This window comes from Streptomyces cyaneus, from assembly GCF_004028635.1.
In the GTDB taxonomy this organism is placed as follows: Bacteria; Actinomycetota; Actinomycetes; order Streptomycetales; family Streptomycetaceae; genus Streptomyces; species Streptomyces cyaneus.
The window spans coordinates 290,100-306,673 of sequence record NZ_RQJW01000011.1; the positions used below are offsets into that span (position 1 = coordinate 290,100).

Sequence of the window (16,574 nt, forward strand, 5' to 3'; positions counted from 1 at the left end):
GCTCCAGCACCAACAGCAACACCAACTCGGCGGCGAGGCAGACCACGATGGTCCGCCTCGCCGCCGAGTGCCTTTCGAGATCAACGCAGGGGCCTCCGTCACGCGAAGGTCAAGCGACTCACGCGAAGAAGCCCACCAACAGGCTGATGATCAATCCGATCCCACCCACCACGACCAGCACCAAGCAGGTGCGGAACAGCCCCGGGCTCGGCGCCCGCCTGGAGGAGAAGCCGGTCACGACGCCGAAGTAGCCGATCGTGAGCGGGAACAGGGCGCTGAAGAACCACGCGCAGCCGGTGGCGATCGCGCCGACCCAGCCGCGGTCCAGCTTGTAGGACGTGTCGCCCGTCTTGAGGGCCTCGATGACGTAGCCGCGCTGGTGCAGGGCGTCGCTCTTGAGCTCGGCGTTGAGGTCCTTGACGGAGCCGTCGTTGGCGGTGAAGGTGCCGTAGCACCATCTGGTCTTGGTCTTCTTGCGCGAGCTGCTCGATGTGCTCGAGCGGTACTTGTAGTCGACGGTGCAGGTCTCGACGGTGAGCTTGCCCGGTGTGGACGTGGCGTAGGTGTACGGGCCGAGGTAGGCGCCCAGGGCCACCAGGACGACGCCTACGAGGATCAGGCCTGCGCCGATGAGGCGGCCGAGGCTCGCCCGGTCTTCCGGTTCGGCGGCGTTCGGCGCGGCGTTCCCGTGTACTTGTGTCATTGAGGGTTCCTCAGGAATGGGGAGGTGATGTGGCAGTCACAGGACGAGGGCGCACACGAGTGCTGCCAGGACGCCGAGGGTGCAGAGGCCGCCCAGGACGGGGCCGGTGACGGCCTGGGCCGGCAGGCTCTGCCAAGAGGCCGTGATGCCGGGGCCGTTGCGGGTGCCGAAACCGGTCAGGAGGCAGTAGATGCCGAAGGCGAGCAAGGACAGGCAGAACGCGAGAATCGCGGCGTCGTCTCCGGGGTCGCGGTCCTGCGGTTGTTCGAACGTATCGTCCACCTGAACCACGGGGATTTTCGCCCCGCTTTCGAAACGCGATGAGGTTTCTACTACTACGTCTTGGTAGGCAGCTTTTCCTTCTTGCGCGCTCCAGTTTCCCGTGCAGCTGAACTTCAGTTCTGTGGAACGCCTGTGCGTGCCGTAGTGGGTCTTCGTGTGTGTCTCGCATGAAGAAACGGTGAGGGTTCCGTCGGTACCCTCTCCGGCGAGTTCACTACGCAGTTCCGGAATGGTCACCGCGGCGACGACTGCGGCCAACAGAAGCAGCCCCAGGCCGAGGAGTCTTCCCGCCCACAGGCTCCCTGTGTTGTCGTGACGCGACTGTACTGTCACCACTTTTTGTCGTCCCCTTGCTCAACTTGACGATCTCTTGACTGGCGGGCTTGGCGGTGCCGTGCGCGAGGAGTCTAAGGTATCCGTCTGTCGTTCAATATGAAGTGCAGCCAGGGGAGTTCGGGGGAGCGCAATGGAGTTCGAAACCTTTGATGTGGACACGGGCGTACTCCGCAGGCAGGGTGGGAAGTTCGTCGACCTCGGGGGTGATTTCTCAACCACGTCCAAACGGTTCAAGGACAGCCTCGAAGAGCTCGGTGAGCCATGGGCGGACGCGGATTTCGGGGAGATCTTCGGTCAGGTCTACACGCCGATTCGCGACGGAATCTTCACATCGATGGGAAGTCTCGCGGAACGGCTTCAGAAGATCGGGTACAACCTGCAGGACATGGCGCGTAACTACGACGCATCGGAAACGTCGAACAGTGGCCTGCTGAACGGAATTTCCGGCGAACTCTAATCAAATACGGGGCTATTGGCATGTCGCTCACTCTGCCCGGCGAGCTTGTCTGGGTGCTCGACCTCCTCGGCTACACCTGGCCCGAGGCCGATGAAGAAGCACTGCACAAGGTCGCGGAGACCTGGCGGGCTTTCGGCGAGGAGCTCGAAGAGATCCAACAGCACGGGGAAGGCCTCGCGCGCACGGTCGTCTCCCACAACTTCGGTATGGCTGTTGAGGGTTTCAGCAAGGACTGGGGCGCCTATACCGGCGCGAACGGCGAGGATAGATACCTGCCGGACGCCAAGATGGCGTGCGAAGTCATTGCCTTCGCGTTCGACGCGGCCGCGGTGGCGGTGCTCACCGCGAAGGTCGCCGTGATCGTGCAACTCGTCGCCCTGGCCATCGAGATCATCGCGGCGCAGGCGGCGGCTCCCTTCACCTTCGGACTGTCCGAGGTCGGCGCGCTGGGCGCGACCCAGGCCACGCGCCTGATCGTCCGCGAGCTGCTGGACAAGCTCAAGAGGGAGGTCATGGAGGCGGTCACCAGAGCCATGGAGCACGCCACCATGGACGCAGTCAAAAAGATCGCCAAGGAGCAGCTCGAGAAGATCACCAAGGAGAAGGTCAAGCAGTTCGCCAAGGACCAGCTCAAGGAGCAGGGTAAGCAGTTCGTCCAGGAGAAGGTCGTCGACGCCGCCAAGGAGAAGGCCACAGAGGCCGCCGTCGGAATGGCGCAGAACATCGGCCAGCAGAGCATCGAGACCTACTTCGACGCGCGGTCCGGCGTCGACCTCGGTGAGACGGCGGACATCGCCAAGACTGCGGCCGGTGACTACGTGGACGGCCTGAAGAACGAGGTCACCGGGGGCGAGGGATCGACCTTCGCCGACTACGTGGACCCGACCACGCACGTGAACAACGCCGTGGACGCCGCGACGGAGCGGGTCACCGGGGCGGCCGGGGACCGGGTACAGCATGGTGTCGACGCGCTGGCCGGGCACGGTGCCCAGAGCGCGCAGGCGTCCGACGGGGCCGCGGACAGCGCCTCCGGGGCGGGTTCCGGCGGCTCCTCGGACAGCAGGCCGACGTCCAGCAGGGCCACGGCCACGGCCACCGCCTCCGCGGCAGGCTCCGGTTCATCCGGTTCATCCGGTTCTTCCGGCTCCTCGGGGAACGCGGATGACTGGGCTCGCAACGAGTTCGGCTGAAGCGGCCGCTGCCTCTCGCCGTCGCCTCACCGCACCCACCGCCCGCCCGCGCTGATGCCCTTACCGCCGCCAGGAAACGACAGGAAGGACGTGCCGCACCCATGACCGTGGACCGGGAGATCCAGGACGAGGAACTCATGGGGATCGCCCAGGACCCCGAGCAGGGCCTGAGGCTGCGCCGCTCCCTGCGCACCATCGCCGGTGCGACGTCGCTCGGCCCGGACCTGCGCGAGATGGCGCGGGCCGTGCTGAGCGGGAGCGTCGACATCAAGGACGCCTTCCAGGACCCGCGCTACACCGAGGCCGTATTCCAGCGGATGCACGAGATGCGCCGGGCGGCCGAGGACCAGACGTACGCGGATCGTCAGCGGTCCAAGGCTCAGTTCGCGGAATGGGACGCTCGGCAGCAGGCGGACCTGGACCGAGAGCGTGCCGAGCGGGATGCGCCGGTGCACGACTTCGGGCGGGGCGGGTCGCAGGTTCAGCGCTGAGGGGGCGGCGTCAGCTGGGGCGGCCATGCGCCGGGTCGGCCCCGAGCAGTCGTGCCCGCCGAAGGGGTCCGGTTCGGGAGAAGGGTTTTCGAAGGAGTAACGGGTCGTAGCACCCGTCGAGTTGACGCAGCCCATGAGATTCCCGCCGCGGCTGTGTGTTGAAGCGTTCGCAAGTGCGTTGGTAGGTTCACGCCGGTCGAGACCGCCGACCCTGCCGATGAGGTACCCCTTGGACAGCGCCCCGAACAGTTCCGGTTCCGGCAAGCCCGTGGACGACTCCGAGTTCCTGGAGATGACCCAGCAGGACCCCGCCCAGGTCAAGGCCCTGCGGCAGTCCCTGGAGCATCTCGCCTCGGGGTTGGGAGGCAATGCGCTCAAGGAGATGGCCCAGGAGGTCCTCTCCGGACGTATGGGACTCCGGGAAGCGGCCAATGTGTCGGCGTACGCCGAGCAGGCCGTGGAGCAGGCGGCTCCGCTTGCTGAGAAGTGGGCTTCCATGTCCGACCGTGAGCGTGAGGAACTCGCCGCGGAGGGAGAGCGCCGGCTCGATGACGAGCGGCGGCAAATCGACGACGAGCGGCGTACGGAATCCGAGAACCGGTCGGGTGCGAAGTCGCGTCACGACGGGCGTGGCTGGTCCTTGTACTGAGTGGGCCGTAACCGGTCTCTACCGGTCTCTACCGGTCCCTACTGGTTCCTACTGGTCCTTACCGGTCCTTGTGCTGAGCGGCCGTGACTGATGGCGAGTGGCCGTGTCCAGCGGCCGGACGACCGACGGGTCAGCTGATGCAGGCAATGGGGGAGTTTTGAACTTTCATGTAGAACCCGGTGCGATCGACGGCTTCGCGAAGCTGGTGGGGCGTGCCGCGGAAGGCAGTGCGCAGGCCGCCTCGTACACAGGCACGCACGCGCAGATCGAGAAGGCGCTGGGCGGAGAGGCCTGGGACATGGTCGCGGGGGACCACGACCAATATGTCAGCGAGGCCAAGAAGGCTCTGGAGAAGGTGAAGAGCCTTCTGGAGGCGTCCGAGAAGGAATTGGTGGGCACGGCCAAGTACTACCGGGAGACGGACAGCGACGAGGCGGCCAAACTCGACGCCACCTATCCGGGTTCCAAGGTTTCGGGCGGCGGTTCCGGAGGCGATTCACACGACTTCTCCGACGCCAGTGACGCCGTGGACACGCTGAAGCCGCCGGGCGGGGACAGCGAAAACCCCCTCGTCAAGTACGGGTCGGGCCATGCGGACGAGTACAAGATGAGCCCGGTGCAGAAGACACTCGGCACCGCCCTCGATCTGGGCAGCCCCTCGGCGATGGCCGTGGAGGCGTCCAAGTTGCTCTTCGACTTCGACCCCTTCGGCGTCTGCACGAACTGGGTGTTCGGGGACTGGAACTCGTACAACGACTGCTCCGACGTATGGGGCAATCTCGCGTCGTTCTGCGACGCGGTGGCCGCCAATGTGCGCAAGGGCACTCAGAACGTCGGTCTCAGTTGGGACGGCAACGCCGCGGACGCCGCCACCGTGTACTTCGACGAGTTCACCAAGAAACTCGACGAGATCAAGGAGACCTTCAAGTCTCTGCAGGACTGCTATTCGCAGGCGGCTCAGACGGCGTTCCAGTTCGCGGAATTCCTCAAGTCGTTCCTCGTGATGTTCTGCGACCTGCTCGTCATCTGGCTGGTCAACCTGCTCGCGGCGCAGGCCGTCAACGCGATCCCCGTCGGCGGGCAGGCCGCATCGGTGGCCATGTTCGCGCTGGCCGCGGCGCAGGCCATCCGGCTCATGCAGATGTGGGCCGAGGCGGCCAAGGCGTTCGACACATTCGCGTCGATCATGGGCGCCATCGGCGTGGCCATTTCCTCGGCCGTCAACGGGTTCTCGGCGGCGGACGGATTTCCCCAGGTGGGCACCGGTGGCTACGATCACGCCGCGGTGTAGCGGAGAGGGCGGACAGGAGAAATGGGTTTCCTTGGCGGGGTCGACGACCTGGAGCGTTTCCTCACACGTTCGTGCTACCTGAGCATCGCGTCCGTCCCGGCCTGCTGGGGCCTCATGGTCTTCCTCATCAGTGATGCCGGCTGGCACTTCAGCTTTCTGCTCAGTGCCGTCGTCCCGCTGATCGCCGCCTACCTGGGGATCCGTGCCAAACGGGAAATTCATACGGGGATGTCGGCTACGGCTTTCGGACTCGCCCTCGTTTCACTGCCGTTGATGCTTGGGTTGGCGTACCTCGAGGGCTTGTGACGCGAGTGACGAGTGACGCGAGTGATTGAGTGGTGCGAGTGATTGAGTGGCGCGAGTGACTGAGTCGTGTGATTGGCGTGATTGGCTGGGCGTGTGACGGTGCCGGCGGGTCCGTGTCGATAGGCTCCACTGCCATGACTACGCATGGCGGTAACGCGGCGCACAGTTCGGATGGGGCGGGCGGGGCGGGTGGGCAGCCGCTGTCTTCCGGTCCCGGGGTGAGCGCGGACGAGCTGCGGGCGCAGTTCCAGGCCCAGGGCCGGCCGGGGCTCGCGGAGGATCGGCGACGCGGTGCGCGGCAGGCACGTGGGATGTACGCGGCGCTCGCCGGGTTGGTCGCCGTCATCTGCCTCGTCCTGATCGGCGTACGTCTCGGGCAGGGCGATGCACTGGGGGTCTGGGTCGCCACGTATGCCGTGGGGGTGGCCCTCGGTGGTTGGGGCTTCGTGCTCGCCCGGATCGGTCACACGCGCTGGGCGATGATGGTCACCTGTATTGCGGCAGCGCTGGCCGGTCTCGGCGACAGCCCCGCTTTCCGCTGAGGCGGGTCGGCCGGAGGTGGAGTCGACGAGCGTACGTCTGCGCGCACCCGCGGCTGCGGGCCGGGGTTCGGCTCAGCTACCGACCGGGGACCAGGCGGTGGCCGCCCGGACCGGCATCTGAAGAAGCGTCACGGCTGGCGGCGCCGGTTACCGATGAGGTGGGCGATGCCCCAAGCGGCGGCCGCAGCGAGCACGAGGCCGAGCGGGGAGAACCAGTCGACTTCGCCGGAGTTGTCGGTCCACCATGCCTTGGCCGGCCAGAAGGGCTCATACCTCACCAGGTCCCAGACAGCACCACCTCCCCGGCTCTCGGCGAGGACGAGCACGATGGCGTTGGTGTAGCCGAAGAGCGCGCCCAGCGCGGCTATGACGGCCCCCCAGACGTGGGCTGCGGTGTTGCGGTGACCCACCAGGCCGATCAACCAGCCGACAATCGCCCCGTTGAGCAGTGCGTGGCCCAGGTAGAGGGTGTTGGCCGTCGTGATCGACTGGTCCTTGTACGTGGCCAGGATGAGACCGCTGTAGAGCAGCGAGACGATGACCGAGGCGAAGAACCCGAGGAAGACCGCGCCGACCGGATGACCGCTTGCGTTCGGCCGCTGCCCGAAAGGGGGCGCCTGGAACGGTGGTGCGGCGTGCATCGGATACATCGGTTGCATCGGCGGTTGTCCCGGAACAGGTGCCATTCCGGGGTGCATTGGGGGCTGGCCCGGGGCAGGCGGCGGCCCGGCCTGCATCGGGGGTTGGCCAGGGGCCTGCACCGGGGGCTGCCCCGGAACCGGCGGGGGGCCGAACCCCGGTGCCTGCTGTGGCGGAGCGGGCTGGTTGTACGGGTTGTCGGGGGCCTGCGGAGGCTGTGAAGGCGGCGGTGGCGGTTGGAACGGCGGCTGACTCATCGAATTCCCACGGAGTGAACTGACTGGAGCAGCAAGCTATCAGTGAGATCAGGAGGGGCCCGTCGGAGCAGGAGCGGGCGGCGTGAAGGGTGCTGCCGCCGAGCGGTTTGACCTGTGCGAGCCGACCTCGCCAAGATCTCCGGAGCCGTGGACGGAGCCGTGGTCCGAGCCGTGGCCGCAGCCAAGGTCGGCGCACGAGCATCACACAGAGGAACGGGGCAGCAATTGAAGACCGACGCGAGCGGCGGGCAGAACCTGCGGAAGGCCGGAACAGGAGGGCCCCGCATCGGCTTCGCCGCTGCGAAACGGGGCGTCGGCAGCCGTATAGGTTCCGGAGTGCTGGGCATTCTCGCCCTGCTCTTTGCCCTGATCCTCGTCGGTTCGGGCTACGAGGAAGGTCCCAGGAAGGTGTCCGGCGGCACTCAGGGGACGATCACCGTCGAGCGTTGCGGCATGGACATCATCGGGGACGACGTGGAGTGCTCCGGCACCTTCCGCTCCGACGATGGCAAACTCCGCTCCGAGGTGGAGGACTTCGAGCCTGGTGAGGACTCCACCAAGGGCGAGAAGTACCAGGCGGTGGTTGACGACACGGGGTATTTCAGGCGCGGCACCATCGCCTCGTTCTACGTCGAGGCTGTTCGGTTCTGGTGCGTCGCCGCCGCCATGTTCGGAGTGGCGGTCTTCCCGCTGAGTGCCGCCTTCCGCCGCGAGAACCGCGTCATGCGGCGCGGGACGTTCATCACCGGCCTCAGCCTGCTTTTTGGCGGCCTGCTGGGCTGTGGTGTCTGTGTCCTGGTGAACTCCGTGTTCATGTAGCGGTCTTCAGCTGGGGTTGGGGGGCTTGGGGCTGCGAGGTCTGCGCGGGGCCGTTGTCAGTGGTGGGTGCCAGGATGGCCGTATGAGTGAGGAGCTGGAAGACGCCCTGGTCGACGCCTCGACCGACGTGCTGGCCGACGCCCCGATCGACATACTGGGCGACCCCGCACGGCTGTTGAGCGCTGACCGTGAGGCGTTGCGCGACCACCTTGCCGCCTCCGAGGATGACGCGGAGAGCGTGGGGGGCGAGGTCTTCCTTCAGGCTGAGGCGATCTTCGGCGGCGCGGAGGTCTCGACAGCCGAGTTCGCCTCCTGGCTGCACTTCGCGGCGAAGGCGACCGGGCACGAGGAGTACGCCGAGCGGATCGCGAAGGCCGAGCCCGGGATGCCTTGGCGCACGGTGTGGGCGTGGTGGCGGCCGGCCAACTGGTTCCTGGCCCATCCGAGCCTGAACGGCGACTACTACCAGGTCCACCGCCGCCTGTACGAGGGGCGGGAGTTGATCGAGGTGTCCGATCACCGCGGCCCGCTATGGCTCGACGCGGAGACGGGCCAGAGGGTGAAGGTCCAGGTCTTGGGAGAAGGACCGCTGGCAGAAGCTCCCGTGTCACCGGCGGTGTGGGATGCCCCCGAGTTGTCCGACTGGGACCTGATGGCCCCGGAGAGTTGGGAAGGCGCCGTCGCCTTCGCGGCCGAGGGCGGCAGGACTCGCTACCTCGTTGAGAACGCCCATGGCATAGCGGTGCTCGAGACGGACGCCGAGGTGCTCCGGGGCTGGCCGCGCGGCGACGGGATCGACCCCACGTCGTCCGAAGACCCGCCCCTCGAGGCCGAACCGGCGCACCGGCGGCCGACCGGTCCGCTCACCGCGGCACGGGTCGATGACGCCTTCGGGGAGCGGTACGTGGTTCGCCTACCCGAGAGTGCGTTGCCTCCGGAGCTCGAACACCCTGGGAGCAGACGGCACTTGAGGGAGATCGGCCTCCCGACGCTGTGGCAGTGCCATGGGGCCGAGTACGAGACCCGGACGGCCGATGCCATGCGGGCCCCCGGCGCCGGGGACCTGTCCGAGGACGGCCTGCCCAGCGGGGTGACCGCCGCGGACCTGATGGCCTTCGGCACGTGCGACTACGGCGAGCTGTATCTGCACCGCCTCGACGGCTCCGTGCACATCTGGAGCCGCCTGGACGGCCCCACAGACAAGACGCTGGTGCCGCTCGCGCCGGACCTCGATGTCTTTACGCGCATCCTTGAAGCCGTCTACCGCTACAGCAACGCCTGCTGGCATTCCTATCCGGTGGAGGGGGGCCAGGAGTACGTGGCGCAGACGTTCCTGGATGAGGTGAATGAGCTCGCTCCAGGGCTGTTCGACCGGAAGACGTCCAGTGGCGAGGTGTGGAGCTGGCTCTACGCCGGGATCACCGAACTGGGGGTGGACGGTTTTTAGGAGAGGGGGAGGGTGCCCTTGAAGCGGGCGTGGGGTACGCCGGGGTGGGTGGTGGCGAGCCAGCCGTGGCTGTGGGTACCGGACGCCGGCATGCCACCGAGTTCGACGGAGAGGTTGTCGGCTGCCGTGAGTGCGTGGGGCACGCCCTCGGCGTATTCCGCGGCCTCGTCGTCGTCCGCGTCTTTCCGGTGCTCGACCTCGAAGGGCAACAGCTCTCCCCGGAACCGCGGGTGGTCGTAACTGCCGAAGCTGCGCACCCTGTGACCGTCGCGGGCGATGTACCAGTTCTCGGCGGAGTTGTACGGGTCGATGACGTAGAGGTGAGCCTCGCCGCATCGCTCGCTGAGCTTGTCGGCCAGTGCGAAGCCGTCGAGTTCGTCGGCGGCGGCCACACCCATGACCGGCGGTGGTCGGCCGAAGGTCGTGCAGGCCGAGAGCGGCTACGGCGTCGTCGAGCCCGTCCGCCGGAAAGGCCAGCCAGCGGCCTGCCTCCGACGGGCCCCTCACTGGCCGCTCGTCCTTGAGCTTGATCCGCGCGAGACGCTCCAAGGCACTCCGGTCACGCTCGTCGAGGTACTCGGCGCCATCAAGGTTCACCAGGACTTTGAGGGCATTGCCGCGCAGCCGCCCCGGCCCTTGTCGCCGGATCTCCCGCAGGCGCGGCAATGCCTCGTCGCCCAGCCTCTGCAGGACGGACTCGGCGCCCCACTTCAGCCGGGACGGACCGCCTTCTCCGACATACGGCAGCAGACTGTCGACCGCTTGTATGCCGAGGGCGACCAGACGGTCCTGCGCGGCCTGCCACACGCTGCGATCATTGTCGGTGAGGTCGCGCACGAGCGAGTCGATGGTGGCCGGCATGGATGTACCTCGATTGGGGTTCGTGCGGGAGGGTCTAACGACTACCCCGCCCGTATGCGTCCCCGTAGTCGGGTTGAGTCGGCTCAAGTCGAGTCGAGGCGAGGCGAGGCGGGCCGGGGTGGGTCGGGACGGGGGAGGGGCGAGGCGGCAGTGCCTCGCCCGACCGGCTCGACGTCGGATCAGTCGTTCTCCCAGAGTCCGTAGCTCCCCGCCGGCAGGGGGCCGAGCAGACTCTTCAACACGCGACTCGACTGCACTGATCGCCTGATACGCCCCGCACGCTGCACGTTCGCAACGATCAGTGGCCGGTCGCCAAGACCCGCCGTCCTCAACGCCGTGCCCAGCCGGAGCGTCGGCTCCAGGGATCCGACACACCGCAGGAGTCGAGAATCGCAGAACGTCTCGCACCCGCTCGAGAACGCCGGTTCGCCCCGATCCAGCACCGCCGAGTACCTCGACGTACCGCTCGCGTGCTTCGGCGTGCCACCACGCGAGGATCTGAGCGACGGCCGTCTACGCGTTTGCCGGTCGGCCGGTTGCCACGGCGGACCAGCCGGCTAACGCGCCACGCGGTGGCGGAGGTAGACGACCCCCGAGCTGAAGGTGCGGGTCTCGACGAGTTCGAGATCCACCCGGCGCTCGCCTTGGGGGAAGAACGGAATGCCACCGCCGACCAGCACCGGGTAGACCACGGCCCGGTACTCGTCGATCAGACCCAACGCGGCCGCCTCGGCGGCGAGAGTCGCGCCGCCGATCGCGATGTCGCCCTCCCTCGGCTCGGCTCGCAACCGCTCGATCTCCTCCGCCAGGCCGCCGGAGGCCAGGCGGGCATTGCCCTGGACCGCCGACAGAGTGTTGGAGAACACCACCTTTGGGAGCGGATTCCAGAGCGCGGCCCACTCGAGCTCTGCGTCGTCGAGCGATGGATTCTGGTCGGCGGTCTCCCAGTACAGCATCGTCTCGTACAGCCGTCGTCCCAACAGGTGGACGCCGACCTCTCGAATCTCGTCGATCCAGAAGCGAAAGACCTCCTTGTCGGGCACCGTCCAGTCGAAGCCGCCGTCCGGCCCGACGATGTAGCCGTCAAGTGAGACGTTCATCGAATAGGTCACGCTGCGCATCAGAAGTCCTCCTCGGTGACAGGTTCGACAGTACGACCGCCGGACGCCCCAGGACTCATCGCGGCGCGCGGGATCCCTGGGGCGATTCACCCCACGAGATCATTTCGTTGAGAAGACCCCAGTCACTGAGAGCAGGTTCGGCTTCAGCAGGGATCACTTGAGGGCTCGAATTCTGTATACATCGCAGGCGCTTCGCATCGACCCGGATTCGCCCGGGTCGATGCGATTCAGCCAGTGACGTACACCTGTTTCCGTCTCCATGTTCTTGACCGACCAGTGGGAGGCGAACCACCAGTAGTAGGGGCGGACCATGGCGACGAACTGGCCGAGACTGCTTCCGGCCGGCGATCGTAGACTTGCGCCAGCAAGCGCATCCGCAGACCGAACGCGAGCCGTGTGGCGACAAGGGACTCCTCTTCTCGCCGGCGTCCGGCCCGCCAAGGACCAGGCCGGTCGAGTGCTCCAGTGCGGCGAACAGACGGAGCCTCCGCCCTTATTCGGTGCCCCAGGAATCCAGATCCCCGTCGAAGACGTGTTCCCAGTGATCTGCGTTCTCGGTCGCCGAGTCGATGTCTTCCGCCCACTGCCACAGGCTGCGGCGGGCGTCTCCGCGTTCGGCAGGCGTATTGAAAGGACTTGTCAGAAACTCGTGGTACAGGCGGAAAAGGGTGCAGAACTGGCGAAGGCCCGTGGCCAAGGTCAACGAACTGTATCCCGTGCGGTAGTCCTGGACGACAGCACCGGTGCCGCCATCGAGCAGCGCGTTACCGCCGGTCCATTCGGCCAGAGAGTAGAAGGGGCCCTCGCTCTCCGGAGGATCCATGTCATCAGGCCATGGGACTTCCACCAGCCCGGTCTTCGCCAGGTCGGCCGTGTGAACGAAGGGCAGTTGGTCCGTCAAGTAGGGCCAACCGACGCCGGTCAGGAATTGTCGACTGTCCGAATCGCTCAGACCTGATGGCAGTTCGTCTTCTGAAAGGACCCGGCATACACCTTGCCCGAACGAGCTCTCCAGCCATGACCGAGTGGGAGCGTTCCGTGCCACGGCTTGGTCAGGACAGCGCCAGAGGGCCGCCTCAGTGAGGGGGCCGACGAACGGTTCCGGCAGCGCTTCCAGGTGAGGTTGTTCCCTCGGGGTGGTTGTCACCTCCACGACGAATGGGCCGGTGGGGCCTGAGATCAGCCACTCCGCATTCGATACGGCTTTGGACCTGAAGGGGCGAGATGCGCCCAGGCGCCCGTCGAAGATGTGGCGCACCGGTGGTCCGACTGCACGGAGGCGCCAGGAACGGCTCTCGGCGAATTCCGGAAAGTCTCGAGTTCCAGGGGCGTCCTGCGACGGCTGGTCCGCCGGCGCGTCCTCGGACTCTTCCGACCGTCCGAAAATGCCGAACGGCCGACACCTGGTCCACACGGTTTTCCAAGGGAGCTCGACCCCGGACTCGGCGACGATCGACCGGGCCAGCGATTCATCCCCCCTGTTGAGAGCGGAATGATGCAGCCACGCCACCCACTCCGCATGCGGTGCGGCCGCGAGCCCCAGTTGCTCGAGATAGTGGGTATCAATGGCAAGGCCACCCTGCGGAATCCCGCGGGGCCAGGTCGCGGCCATGCCCTGCAACAGCCCCGTCGCATCAAGGTTCGCGAGGACCTGACCATCAGCCAGCAGGGTCTCGAGAAGACCCGCATGGGCAGCATGGAGCGCGGCTGTTCGGGCCGCATAGGTGCCGGTGGGGCCGACGCTCTCCCAGGCTGTCGCGCCGCGTGCCTTCAACGGCTCCAGGAGTGCGGAGAGCAGCCTGCCGTGATCGACGGGACGGAGCAGTCTGATCCGATGCCGATCCGATTCGGCGTGAAATCCGAACTCCCTGCCCAGGCTAGGGACTTCGACGATGAACAGGCGATCCGAGAGGGATTCCGCGAGTTCGGCGAGTTCGCCGGCCGAGATCTGAATTCCCAGGCATCGGCAGAGCTCTGCCCAGACAGGGAGAGAGACCGTGCGACGTTCTGCTGCCGCCAGAGCCCGGACAGCAGGGTGCCGGGTGAGGATGTCCAGCCATTCCCCCGATCGGGTCTCCTCGGCGCCCGGAGAGGTCAGGACGATGTCATTTCGTGCGGGCGCCGGCACCCAGGGTCTATCAGCGGAACGCTCGACCACGAACTGCAAGGTCGGCCGCGAGAATTGCTTGAGCGTACGGACCATGCGCCGGGCTATCCGGCTTGCTTCACACGAGGTCACGGATTCGCCGGCCCATTGAACGTTGCCGAGCAGCGCGACGCCGCCACTCTGAATGCGTTGGGCGCCGGCAGCGAGTGAGGCCGGAGAGTCGGTGACGCCCCAGGCGCGGAGGAGGTGATAGGCAATATCATCCGCGGTCTTGCCTCGACAGTCGACGTGGACCGCTCCCGGGATCCGGGCCGCCAGTTCGCTGAGCAAGGCCGTCTTGCCGGACCCCGGTACACCCCGGACGGCGAGGGTTCCGTACAGGCGATGGGGTTCCGCCAGCCAGGCTTCGGCCTGCTCGAGTGCCCGCTCGGGTGTCAGTTCCACTCGATTCCTCGCTTCAGCGTTCGCGTGCTTCCCGCCATCGGCCAGGTTTTGCCCCGAAGGAACTCGGTCTTGCCCGAGTCGGCCGTGCCGCGGATTGCCAGAGCGGGTTGCCTCCGGTTCGGTGGCGCCGCAAGCCACGTCTGGGCCCGTTCCAAGGCCTGCTCACGGGGCTCCACCTGGTCCTCAATTCAATGTCTCGCTTGGCCCGATGCTCATTCCAGGCCATGGATGTCAGACACGCATCACGCTGACGTTTGCAGGTATGTGAGGGCGGGAGGGTGGGTGCGCCCGGCGCGTCGGCCGGCACTGACTCGGCAGCCCGCCCGGAGTGATAGGGGTAGGCATCGACGAACAGGCCCGTATCCGTGAGTAGCTGAGGCAGCGGCCCCGCTTCGAGGGCCGATCAGCATCACGCGAGGCCTGCTGGGCCTCTGCCTTCGCGGATCGTGAGTCAGTCGTTGTGCAGTGCGTACGTCCATGCCTCGGCCTGGGAGCCGGCCGCGTCGATTTCCCAGACGGCATCTTCGATGTGCTGGCGGAACAGATGGTCTTCGTCCCGGTTCTCCAGCGTCCCGAGAATGCGACGTCCGGTGATCCACCACGTGACCATGGCCAAGAAGCGGTCGAGGGACGTTGCGACGAGAAAGCCGTCGAGTCCGCTCTCGTCGGCGCTGCGCGGCATGCGTAGGACGTGCCCGGAGGGGCCGTCGATCACGATCTCGGCGCCCATCCACAAACCGATCTGGAAGAACGGGCCGTTCTCTGCCGGCTGTTCGAGCTCCTTGGTCCAGGACAACTGCCACAGGAAACGTTCGTACTCGGGCTCCAGCCTGATTCCCTTTTCCTCCATGACGGGCAAACCGATGCTGGTGAGTACCCGGCGGGCGGTTTCATCGGTGAGTTCGGTCGGCAGGCTTTCCGGTGAGGTGCGCAGGACGGGCGCCTTGGGGAAGAGCTTTGCCAAATCGGCCGCGGTCGTCGTGGCAGCATTCATGAGAAGGGTGGGGCCTGCGGCGGTCTTTGAGCCGAGGAGCGGCGCCCCGCGGAGTGGAGCGAGCACGTGCTCTGCTTCCGTATCGGCGCCTTCCACGGCGAAGACACCTCCGGGGCCGGCGAACACCGTCAGGTCGCCAAGACGGAGCGAAACAGGCAGGAGCTCGTCATCGGGCCCCTCCTCGCTGTTGTCGTGGGCCAGGAGTTCCCTGCGACGGGTCGGCCCGGCCCAGCCCGTCTCCGGCGGCCAAGCCAGTACATTCGCCGCGTCATCGGGGAAGTCCTCGTCGAACCAAGGTCCCCCTACGAGATCCGACGTCTCGGCGTCCCACACACGCACCCCGTTGTCCGAGGCCTTCGCGGCCACGGCCGGGCGATCGCGCCAGCGCACCTCGAACAGCGTGTAGACCGGACCGGGTTCGAGATAGCTCGGGTCGTATCCGCCCGGTGGACGCCAGTGGGTCCAACGGGCCTTCCAGGGAAGACGTACGCCGGATTGTTCGATGGCGGCGCACAGTTCGGTGTCGTTACGCGCCATGGCCATCAGGTGCAGCCACGCCGCCCACTCCCCCTGATCTGTCGGCGCCACCCCGTACATCCACAAGTACACCGCGTCGGCAGCCGCGTTCGAACCGGGCACTGAACCGTCATGCGCGCAGTGAGCAGCGTCCAAGAGAGCGTTCTGCGGCAGATTGGCCAGTGCGTCGCCGTCTCGCAGCAGTACGTCGAACTCGCCCGCCTGCACCGCGTGCATGGCCAGACCATGCGCGGCGTAACGCCCCAGCGGATTGGAGGCGGCCCAGCCGTCCGGATGCCGCAACCGGGGAGCGAGCCCTCGCAGCCACCGGACCATGTGGCTGTTCACCTGCTTGCTCAACTCCGCCGGCGTCTCACGACGCAGTGCTTCGGCCACGGCTTCGTCGGCGAACGAGACCTCCGCGTCGGTCACGGTGACGAGTTCGGAGAAACGATCGGCAAGCTCGCGCAGTGTCACCTCGTCGAAATCCGGGGCTCCGGCGGCCCGTGCCAACTCACTCCACGCTTCCCAGGGCACACGCCGCGGCTCGGACAGCGCCAGCGCGCGCAGATGCGGGGACTGCGAGGCAGTCACGACTACGGTCGCGAGTGCGTTCTGCAGGCCGTCGGGGGAAGTGTCGTCCAGCCAGAGCGAGGGCCTACGGTGCGGCGACGTGCCAGGAACCTGTGGCAGCGTATCGACCACAACGCTCGGCCCTTCGAGGGCGAGAGTCTTCGCCACATGGTCGCGAACGAGAGCTGGCTGGGCGGACCTGCGGGTGAGCCCGGCCCGTCCCGCGTGCGTGATCAGAACCAGCTTGCCGTCTCCGTGCAAGCGGGTGGCCCTGTCCCAGGCGTAGGGCTGCGCCTTGTCGTCGGGCACCCCGATGAGCCTGAGAGCGTTCCGGAACACATCTTCCGCATCGGCCTCCGTGGCATCGAGCAGCACGCTCTCGGGGATGTGCCGGTGCACCTCTTCCAGGACGCCCGTGGTGCCGGTGAGGCTGACGACGTCCAAGTGCTTCTTCTTGGGGGTGCCGTCGCCCCACCAGTCCCGTACCTGTGCGACTGCCTGGGCCGGAGCGAAGCGGTCGGGGTCTGGGGACGACTCGGGCATGTAGCT

The 16,574-nt window shown here is 66.8% G+C and carries 16 protein-coding genes; 9 read left to right on the top strand and 7 right to left on the bottom strand.

What is annotated here, in order from left to right; all coding sequences use genetic code 11:
• Positions 1 to 118: 118 nt before the first annotated feature.
• Positions 119 to 703, bottom strand: coding sequence for a hypothetical protein (locus EHO50_RS35135; protein ID WP_128435282.1), 585 nt, complete (start codon positions 701 to 703; stop codon positions 119 to 121).
• 36 nt (positions 704 to 739) lie between these two features.
• A complete protein-coding gene (locus EHO50_RS35140; protein WP_128435283.1) occupies positions 740 to 1,321 on the bottom strand; it encodes a hypothetical protein in 582 nt (193 codons plus the stop codon).
• Between the two features lie 130 nt (positions 1,322 to 1,451).
• On the opposite strand from EHO50_RS35140, the gene EHO50_RS35145 reads away from it, so the two are divergent.
• From EHO50_RS35145 to EHO50_RS35175, 7 genes are all read left to right on the top strand, one after another.
• Positions 1,452 to 1,778, top strand: coding sequence for a hypothetical protein (locus EHO50_RS35145; RefSeq protein ID WP_128435284.1), 327 nt, complete (start codon positions 1,452 to 1,454; stop codon positions 1,776 to 1,778).
• A 20-nt stretch (positions 1,779 to 1,798) separates the two neighbouring features.
• The gene (locus tag EHO50_RS35150; protein ID WP_128435285.1) at positions 1,799 to 2,968 is read left to right on the top strand and encodes a WXG100-like domain-containing protein; all 1,170 of its coding nucleotides are present in this window, start codon (positions 1,799 to 1,801) and stop codon (positions 2,966 to 2,968) included.
• 101 nt (positions 2,969 to 3,069) lie between these two features.
• On the top strand, positions 3,070 to 3,459 hold the full coding sequence (locus EHO50_RS35155; protein ID WP_128435286.1) for a hypothetical protein: 390 nt from the start codon (positions 3,070 to 3,072) through the stop codon (positions 3,457 to 3,459).
• Positions 3,460 to 3,688: 229 nt separating this feature from the next.
• A complete protein-coding gene (locus EHO50_RS35160; RefSeq protein WP_128435287.1) occupies positions 3,689 to 4,108 on the top strand; it encodes a hypothetical protein in 420 nt (139 codons plus the stop codon).
• A 157-nt stretch (positions 4,109 to 4,265) separates the two neighbouring features.
• The gene (locus tag EHO50_RS35165; protein ID WP_128435288.1) at positions 4,266 to 5,399 is read left to right on the top strand and encodes a hypothetical protein; all 1,134 of its coding nucleotides are present in this window, start codon (positions 4,266 to 4,268) and stop codon (positions 5,397 to 5,399) included.
• Positions 5,400 to 5,420: 21 nt separating this feature from the next.
• Positions 5,421 to 5,705 carry a hypothetical protein gene (locus tag EHO50_RS35170; RefSeq protein ID WP_128435289.1) on the top strand — a complete coding sequence of 95 codons (285 nt, stop codon included), beginning with the start codon at positions 5,421 to 5,423 and terminating at the stop codon, positions 5,703 to 5,705.
• Between the two features lie 218 nt (positions 5,706 to 5,923).
• Positions 5,924 to 6,247 (top strand): hypothetical protein, encoded by a 324-nt coding sequence (locus tag EHO50_RS35175; protein ID WP_246101703.1) that lies wholly within the window; start codon positions 5,924 to 5,926, stop codon positions 6,245 to 6,247.
• Between the two features lie 128 nt (positions 6,248 to 6,375).
• Here the strand turns inward: EHO50_RS35175 and EHO50_RS35180 are convergent, their stop codons facing one another.
• Positions 6,376 to 6,906 (bottom strand): hypothetical protein, encoded by a 531-nt coding sequence (locus tag EHO50_RS35180; RefSeq protein ID WP_246101705.1) that lies wholly within the window; start codon positions 6,904 to 6,906, stop codon positions 6,376 to 6,378.
• Positions 6,907 to 7,314: 408 nt separating this feature from the next.
• Between EHO50_RS35180 and EHO50_RS35185 the strand changes: the two genes are divergently transcribed.
• Both EHO50_RS35185 and EHO50_RS35190 read left to right on the top strand, forming a co-directional pair.
• Positions 7,315 to 7,962, top strand: a complete 648-nt coding sequence (locus EHO50_RS35185) for a hypothetical protein (protein WP_128435292.1) — start codon at positions 7,315 to 7,317, stop codon at positions 7,960 to 7,962.
• 82 nt (positions 7,963 to 8,044) lie between these two features.
• Positions 8,045 to 9,409: an SUKH-4 family immunity protein gene (locus EHO50_RS35190; protein WP_128435293.1), complete on the top strand. Its 1,365-nt coding sequence runs from the start codon at positions 8,045 to 8,047 to the stop codon at positions 9,407 to 9,409.
• On the opposite strand, the gene EHO50_RS45415 is transcribed toward EHO50_RS35190, so the two are convergent.
• The 4 genes from EHO50_RS45415 to EHO50_RS35210 form a co-directional block, all read right to left on the bottom strand.
• Complete coding sequence (locus tag EHO50_RS45415; RefSeq protein WP_246101707.1) at positions 9,406 to 9,807, bottom strand: hypothetical protein; 402 nt, start codon at positions 9,805 to 9,807, stop codon at positions 9,406 to 9,408. The two genes, EHO50_RS35190 and EHO50_RS45415, sit on opposite strands and share 4 nt — an antisense overlap.
• A 1,020-nt stretch (positions 9,808 to 10,827) precedes the next feature.
• On the bottom strand, positions 10,828 to 11,391 hold the full coding sequence (locus EHO50_RS35200) for a dihydrofolate reductase family protein (RefSeq protein ID WP_128435294.1): 564 nt from the start codon (positions 11,389 to 11,391) through the stop codon (positions 10,828 to 10,830).
• Between the two features lie 493 nt (positions 11,392 to 11,884).
• A complete protein-coding gene (locus EHO50_RS35205; RefSeq protein ID WP_128435295.1) occupies positions 11,885 to 13,942 on the bottom strand; it encodes an SUKH-4 family immunity protein in 2,058 nt (685 codons plus the stop codon).
• 451 nt (positions 13,943 to 14,393) lie between these two features.
• On the bottom strand, positions 14,394 to 16,568 hold the full coding sequence (locus EHO50_RS35210; RefSeq protein WP_128435296.1) for an SUKH-4 family immunity protein: 2,175 nt from the start codon (positions 16,566 to 16,568) through the stop codon (positions 14,394 to 14,396).
• Between the last annotated feature and the right edge of the window lie 6 nt (positions 16,569 to 16,574).

Coding starts and splice junctions, on each gene's coding strand:
- EHO50_RS35135 (WP_128435282.1), bottom strand. CDS start 703: ATGACACAAGTACACGGGAACGCCGCGCCGAACGCCGCCGAACCGGAA.
- EHO50_RS35145 (WP_128435284.1), top strand. CDS start 1,452: ATGGAGTTCGAAACCTTTGATGTGGACACGGGCGTACTCCGCAGGCAG.
- EHO50_RS35150 (WP_128435285.1), top strand. CDS start 1,799: ATGTCGCTCACTCTGCCCGGCGAGCTTGTCTGGGTGCTCGACCTCCTC.
- EHO50_RS35155 (WP_128435286.1), top strand. CDS start 3,070: ATGACCGTGGACCGGGAGATCCAGGACGAGGAACTCATGGGGATCGCC.
- EHO50_RS35170 (WP_128435289.1), top strand. CDS start 5,421: ATGGGTTTCCTTGGCGGGGTCGACGACCTGGAGCGTTTCCTCACACGT.
- EHO50_RS35180 (WP_246101705.1), bottom strand. CDS start 6,906: ATGCAACCGATGTATCCGATGCACGCCGCACCACCGTTCCAGGCGCCC.
- EHO50_RS35190 (WP_128435293.1), top strand. CDS start 8,045: ATGAGTGAGGAGCTGGAAGACGCCCTGGTCGACGCCTCGACCGACGTG.
- EHO50_RS45415 (WP_246101707.1), bottom strand. CDS start 9,807: ATGGGTGTGGCCGCCGCCGACGAACTCGACGGCTTCGCACTGGCCGAC.
- EHO50_RS35200 (WP_128435294.1), bottom strand. CDS start 11,391: ATGCGCAGCGTGACCTATTCGATGAACGTCTCACTTGACGGCTACATC.
- EHO50_RS35210 (WP_128435296.1), bottom strand. CDS start 16,568: ATGCCCGAGTCGTCCCCAGACCCCGACCGCTTCGCTCCGGCCCAGGCA.